Here is a 5916-nt window from a genome sequence, read left to right as displayed (position 1 = left end):
CGGCGTCCCCGCGCAGGTCCGCGACCGCGTCGGCCGCGGCGTCGGCGGCGGCGAGCGCGGCGCGGGCGTGCGGGACGAGCCGTTCCCCCGCCTCGGTCAGGCGCAGCGGGGACCGTTCGAGCAGCGGGACGCCGAGCTCCCGTTCGAGCCGCCGGACGTGCGCGGTGACGGCCGGGGGCGACAGGAACAGCCGTGCCGCCGCGCGGGCGAACTGCCCCTCCTCGACCACCGCGAGGAACGAGGCGAGGTGACGGAGCTCCACGAATCCCAAGGTAGTCGGGACGCACAGGCCCCGGCGCCACCGGGTCCGCGGCCGGACCGGCCCGGTTCCGGGCGGCGGGTGCGCGATCTCGAACGGTAGCCGGGCGGGCCGGACGCTCCTCGTCCGGTTCACGATTCGTGAAGCGCTTTCCGGCCGGGGCGGTTCGGTGAGTAGACCGGACGTCATGGCCACCATCTCTCTCCCCCGCGCTTCCGCCGACGACCGCGTTCCCGCCTCCGCCTGGGGGCCCGTCGCGCTCGCGCTGTTCGGGGTCGGCTGGGGTGCGAACCAGTTCGCCTCTCTGCTCGGGCTGTACGCCGACCGCCTGCATCTGGGCGGCGGCGAGACGCGGGCGATGTTCGGGATCTACGCGCTCGGCCTGGTGCCCGGTCTCGTCCTCGGCGGCCCGGCGTCGGACCGGCACGGGCGCCGCCGCCTGGTTCTGCCGTTCGCCTCGATGTCCGCGCTGGTCACGGCGGTCCTGATGGCGGGTGCGGCCGTCCCGTCCCTGCTCTACGCCGGACGGCTCGCGGCGGGCGTGGTGACCGGCGCGGTCCTCGCCGCCGGAACGGCCTGGGTCAAGGAGCTGGCGCCGCGCTCGGGCACGCGGATCACCGCGCTGGCCGTCTCGGCGGGGTTCGGCGCGGGACCGCTGGCGTCCGCGCTGGTCGCGCAGTGGCTTCCGCATCCGCTGCTGACGGCCTACGTCCCGCACCTGCTGATCATGGCGGTCGCGCTCCCCCTGCTGATCCGCGCCCCCGAGCCCGCGGCCCCTCCCGCGTCGGTGATTCGCACGGAGGCCACGGAAGGCCCCGCCGTCCATTCACCTGACGAGCAGGACGGCCGGGTGCGAGACCGCAGGGCTCGGGGCGGGTTCTGGGGGACGGTCGCGCCGGTCGCGGTCTGGTCGTTCGCGGCGCCGGTGAACGCCTTCGCGGTCCTCCCGACGGAGGTGCCCGTCCACCACCTGCCGATCGCGTACGCCGGGCTGGTCACGGCGGTCACCCTCGGCTCGGGGATGGCCGCCCAGCCGGTCGCGCGCCGACTGGAGGCGCGCCACCCCCGCCTGGTCGCGCGGACGGGGCTCGGGCTGACGACCGTGGGACTCGTGACGGCCGCGCTGACCGTCGCGTCCGGGCTGCCCGCGCTGAACATCGTCGCGGCCGTCCTGCTGGGGGCGGCGTACGGGTTCGTCCTGACCTACGGCCTGGGCGAGGCGGCGCGCGTCGCCTCGCCCGGGACGCTCGCCCGGCTGACCGCGGTCGTCTACGCCCTCGTCTACGTTGGCATGTTCACGCCGCTGGCCGTCACCGCGCTGACGGCCGTGGCCGCGCCGGCGATCGTGCTCGGCGCGGGAGCCGCGCTCGCCGCGCTCTGCCTGGCGTGGGTCTGGATCCGCGCCTAGACGAGTCCCGAAGTCGGCGGCCGTCGCGCAGTACGGCCGCCGCGCAGTACGTCCGTCGTGCAGTACGGCCGTCACGCAGTAGGGCAGGCGGCTTCGAGACGCGCCCCGGCGTCCGCGGTCAGCTCGTCGTGCCGATGTTGCGCTGGTAGATGAGCCGGAGGCCGACCAGGGTGAGCCAGGGCTCGTGGTGGTCGATCGTGCGGGCCTCGTCCAGGACGAGCGGGGCGAGGCCGCCGGTGGCGATGACCGTGACCTCGTCGGGGTCGTCGGCCAGCTCCTGCGCCATCCGGTCGACGATGCCGTCCACCTGCCCGGCGAACCCGTAGATCAGGCCGGACTGCAGCGCCTCGACGGTGTTCTTGGCGATGACGCTGCGCGGGCGCTGCAGCTCGATCTTGTGGAGCTGGGCGCCGCGCGCCGACAGCGCGTCGATGGAGATCTCGATGCCGGGGGCGATCGCGCCGCCGACGTACTCCCCCTTGGCCGACACCGCGTCGAACGTCGTGGCCGTCCCGAAGTCGACGACGACCGCCGGACCGCCGTGCAGGTGCACGGCGGCCAGCGAGTTGACGATGCGGTCGGCGCCGACCTCCTTGGGGTTGTCCATCCGGACCGGGACGCCGGTCTTCACGCCGGGCTCCACGATCACCGCCGGGACGTCGCCGTAGTAGCGGCGGCACATCTCGCGCATCTCGTGCAGCACCGACGGGACCGTGGAGCACAGCGCGATGCCGCTGATGTCGGTGTCGGCGAGCAGCGGGCTCTGCTGGACGAGTCCCTGGAGCACGACGGCGATCTCGTCCGCGGTGCGGCGCGGGTCGGTGTTGATCCGCCAGTGCTCGATGACCTCCTCGCCCTCGAACAGGCCGAGGACGGTCTGGGTGTTACCGACGTCGATGGTGAGCAGCATCAGGTCCCCGCTGATCAGGAGAAGTCAAGGCCGATGTCGAAGACGCGCGCCGAATGCGTCAGCGCCCCCACCGCAAGGTAGTCGACACCGGTCACGGCGACGTCTCGGGCCCGGTCCAGGCCGAGCCCGCCGGACGCCTCCAGCTCCGCCCGGCCGTCCACCAGCCGGACGGCCTCGAACAGGTCGTCCGGGGTCATGTTGTCCAGCAGGATGGACCTCGCGCCGACCTCGACGGCCTCGCGGACCTGCTCCAGGGTGTCACACTCCACCTGGACGGGCAGGGCCGGGTAGGCCGCGCGGATCGCCTCGAAGGCCCTGGTCACCGAGCCCGCCGCCGCGATGTGGTTGTCCTTGACGAGCGCCGAGTCCGACAGGCCCATCCGGTGGTTGACGCCGCCTCCGCAGCGCACCGCGTACTTCTGCAGGGCGCGCAGCCCCGGCAGCGTCTTGCGGGTGTCGCGGACCCGGGCCTTGGTGCCCTCCAGCGCGTCCGCCCACGCCCGCGTCGCGGTCGCGATGCCCGACAGGTGGGTGAGGAGGTTCAGCGCGACGCGCTCGGCCCGCAGGACGGCCCTGGTCGGCCCGGAGACCGAGACCAGCACCTGGCCCGCGGTCACCCGGTCGCCGTCGGACGCCTTCGCCTCCGCCTCGATGCCGAGCAGGTCGAAGACGACCTCCGCGACCGGGATCCCGGCGACCACGCCGTCCTCGCGGGCGGTGAAGTCGCCGGTGGAGCGCTCGTCCGGGCCGAAGATCGGCGTGCTGGTGACGTCCACCGGGCCGTCCTCGTCCAGGGCCGTGCGGACGACCGCCTCGACGGCGTCGGGCTCCAGCCCGGCCCGCCGGAGCCGGTCGGCGAGTTCCACGTGCATCCTCGGTTCCTCCATCAGCGCTCGAACTCGGTGTGCAGCGTCCCATCCCAGCTCAGCCGGGTGACCAACCGCCCCCGCCAGTTCGCGTCGTCGCGCTCGGGACGGTCCTCGCGCCAGTGGCTGCCGCGGGTCTCCTCGCGGCGGTGCGCGGCGGCGACGATCGCGCTCGCGACGGCGTGCAGGTTGGCCGCCTCCCAGCCCGCGACGCCGGAGCCGCCGAGCTCCGGCGTGAGTGCGGCGAGCTCCCGCTCGGCGGTCGCGAGGCCGTCGGCGGTGCGGAGCACGCCGGCGTGGGCGGTCATGATCCGCTGGATCTCACCGCGGAGGTCCCGTCCGGTGGCCACCGTGTTCGGCTCGGCGGCGGTCGGCTCGGCGGCGGTCGGCTCGGCGGCGGTCGGCTCGAAGGCCGCCTCGCCCGGTTCGGGGGCGTCCTCGGTGATGGCGGCGGCGATGCGCTCGGCGAAGACCAGGCCCTCCAGCAGGGAGTTGGAGGCGAGCCGGTTCGCGCCGTGCACGCCCGTGCAGGCGACCTCGCCGCACGCGTACAGGCCGGGGACGGTCGTCCGGCCGGACGGGTCGGTGCGGACGCCGCCGCTCGCGTAGTGCGCGGACGGCGCGATCGGGATCGGCTCGGTCACCGGGTCGATCCCGTGGTGGCGGCAGGCGGCCAGGATGGTCGGGAAGCGCCGCTCCCACATCCGGCGGCCGAAGTGGCGGCCGTCCAGCAGCATGTGGGACGCGCCGGTCTCGCGCATCCGGTTCAGGATGCCCTTGGCGACGACGTCGCGCGGGGCGAGCTCGGCCAGCTCGTGCCGTCCGACCATGAACCGGACGCCGTCGTGGTCGACCAGGTGCGCGCCCTCGCCCCGGACGGCCTCGGAGATCAGCGGCAGCCGTCCGCGCGCGCCGTCGCCCAGCCACAGCGCGGTGGGGTGGAACTGGACGAACTCCAGGTCGGCGACCGCGGCTCCGGCCCGCAGCGCGAGCGCGACGCCGTCGCCGGTGGACACCTCGGGGTTGGTGGTGGCCGAGTACACCTGGCCGAGCCCGCCCGTCGCGAGCACGACCGCCCGCGCCCGGACGGCCCCGACACCGTTCGGCGAGCCCTCGCCCATGACGTGCAGCGTGATCCCGGCGGCGCGGCCGTCCGCGTCCTTGACCAGGTCGAGCACCAGGGCGTGCTCGATCGCCTCGATGCCGTGCTCCTTGAGGGCGGCGCGCAGCGCGCGGCTGATCTCCGCGCCGGTCGCGTCGCCGCCCGCGTGGGCGACGCGCCGCCGGTGGTGGCCGCCCTCCCGGCCGAGCTCCAGCTCGCCCGACGCGTCGCGGTCGAACGCCGTGCCGAGGTCGACGAGCCGCCGGACGGCCGCGGGGGCGTCGGTGACCAGCGCCCGGACGGCCTCCTCGTCGCACAGCCCGACCCCGGCGGTGAGGGTGTCGGCGAGGTGCTCCTCCGGGGAGTCGGCCGGGTCGAGCGCGGCGGCGATCCCGCCCTGCGCCCAGCGGGTGGAGCCCGCGTCCAGCAGCGCCTTGGTGACCAGCAGGACGCGCTGGCCGCGCTCGTGGCAGCGCAGCGCGGCGACGAGCCCGGCGATGCCGGACCCGATGACGACGGTGTCGGCGGTCCGGGTCCAGCCGGGCGCGGGGGCGCGGAGTCGGCGGACGGTGCGAGGGATCATGCGGCCCTCCTCGGGAGGTGTTTTCGTCATTCTGACACTAACCCCCGGGCGCGGCGGTGTGAGACCCCCCACAAACGCCGGACGCCGCCGTCCACGGAGGACGACGGCGTCACAGGAGGCGCGGGGCGGGCTCAGCTCTGGAGGGCGTGGGCGGGGCGGAGCTGGTCGGTGCCGGGGACCGGCTCGGCCGGGTCGTCGCCGAGCGCCACGATCCGGTTCGCGGCGTCCACGTGCACCACGGTCGGGGTGAACGCGCGCGCCTCGGCGTCGGTCAGCTGCGCGTAGCTGATGATGATCACCAGGTCGCCGGTCTGGACGAGCCGGGCCGCCGCGCCGTTGATGCCGATCACCCCCGAGCCGCGCTCGCCCGCGATCAGGTAGGTGGACAGCCGCGCGCCGTTGTCGATGTCCACCACGTCGACCTTCTCGCCGGGCAGCAGGTCGGCGGCGTCCAGCAGGTCGGCGTCCACGGTCAGCGAGCCGACGTAGTGCAGGTCGGCCTGCGTCACCGTGGCGCGGTGGATCTTGCTCTTGAACATCGTCCGGATCATCGCGACTCCTTGCCGAGCTCCAGGGGGACGTTGTCGATCAGGTGGGTCGCGCCCACCCGGCCCGCCACGGCGAGCACCGCCGGGCCGGTGTGGCCGGCGGCCACCTCGGTGAACGTCGCGGGATCGACGAGCACCAGGTAGTCCAGTTCCAGCGGGGGCTCGGCGGCCCCCGCCGCGTCCAGCACCGCGCGCGCCGCGTGGAGCACCGCGTCCGGGCCGCCGCCGGCCGCGTCCGCG

General features: G+C 75.0%; 7 protein-coding genes. 1 reads left to right on the top strand and 6 read right to left on the bottom strand.

Features of this window, described 5'->3' with window-relative positions; all coding sequences use genetic code 11:
- The coding region (locus DZF91_RS10560) for a LysR family transcriptional regulator (protein ID WP_147341094.1) at window positions 1-262 on the bottom strand (262 nt) is incomplete at its 3' end.
- 184 nt (window positions 263-446) lie between these two features.
- On the opposite strand from DZF91_RS10560, the gene DZF91_RS10555 reads away from it, so the two are divergent.
- The gene (locus DZF91_RS10555) at window positions 447-1667 is read left to right on the top strand and encodes an MFS transporter (RefSeq protein ID WP_117357295.1); all 1221 of its coding nucleotides are present in this window, start codon (window positions 447-449) and stop codon (window positions 1665-1667) included.
- Window positions 1668-1785: 118 nt separating this feature from the next.
- Here the strand turns inward: DZF91_RS10555 and DZF91_RS10550 are convergent, their stop codons facing one another.
- The 5 genes from DZF91_RS10550 to DZF91_RS10530 all read right to left on the bottom strand — a co-directional run.
- On the bottom strand, window positions 1786-2577 hold the full coding sequence (locus DZF91_RS10550; protein WP_117357294.1) for a type III pantothenate kinase: 792 nt from the start codon (window positions 2575-2577) through the stop codon (window positions 1786-1788).
- A 14-nt stretch (window positions 2578-2591) separates the two neighbouring features.
- On the bottom strand, window positions 2592-3449 hold the full coding sequence (gene nadC, locus DZF91_RS42925) for a carboxylating nicotinate-nucleotide diphosphorylase (RefSeq protein WP_117357293.1): 858 nt from the start codon (window positions 3447-3449) through the stop codon (window positions 2592-2594).
- Window positions 3450-3463: 14 nt separating this feature from the next.
- Window positions 3464-5128: an L-aspartate oxidase gene (locus DZF91_RS10540; RefSeq protein WP_117357292.1), complete on the bottom strand. Its 1665-nt coding sequence runs from the start codon at window positions 5126-5128 to the stop codon at window positions 3464-3466.
- A 131-nt stretch (window positions 5129-5259) separates the two neighbouring features.
- The gene (panD, locus tag DZF91_RS10535) at window positions 5260-5679 is read right to left on the bottom strand and encodes an aspartate 1-decarboxylase (RefSeq protein WP_117357291.1); all 420 of its coding nucleotides are present in this window, start codon (window positions 5677-5679) and stop codon (window positions 5260-5262) included.
- Window positions 5676-5916: pantoate--beta-alanine ligase (locus tag DZF91_RS10530; protein WP_147341093.1), on the bottom strand; the 241-nt coding region annotated here is incomplete at its 5' end. The genes DZF91_RS10530 and panD, both read right to left, overlap by 4 nt.

The sequence above is a fragment of the Actinomadura logoneensis genome (assembly GCF_003428695.1).
In the GTDB taxonomy this organism is placed as follows: domain Bacteria; phylum Actinomycetota; class Actinomycetes; order Streptosporangiales; family Streptosporangiaceae; genus Spirillospora; species Spirillospora logoneensis.
This window is presented reverse-complemented; position numbering and strand designations above follow the sequence as displayed.

What these genes read in the sequence shown, in the direction of transcription:
- DZF91_RS10555 (WP_117357295.1), top strand. Translation starts at nt 447, where the DNA reads ATGGCCACCATCTCTCTCCCCCGCGCTTCCGCCGACGACCGCGTTCCC.
- DZF91_RS10550 (WP_117357294.1), bottom strand. Translation starts at nt 2,577, where the DNA reads ATGCTGCTCACCATCGACGTCGGTAACACCCAGACCGTCCTCGGCCTG.
- nadC (WP_117357293.1), bottom strand. Translation starts at nt 3,449, where the DNA reads ATGCACGTGGAACTCGCCGACCGGCTCCGGCGGGCCGGGCTGGAGCCC.
- DZF91_RS10540 (WP_117357292.1), bottom strand. Translation starts at nt 5,128, where the DNA reads ATGATCCCTCGCACCGTCCGCCGACTCCGCGCCCCCGCGCCCGGCTGG.
- panD (WP_117357291.1), bottom strand. Translation starts at nt 5,679, where the DNA reads ATGATCCGGACGATGTTCAAGAGCAAGATCCACCGCGCCACGGTGACG.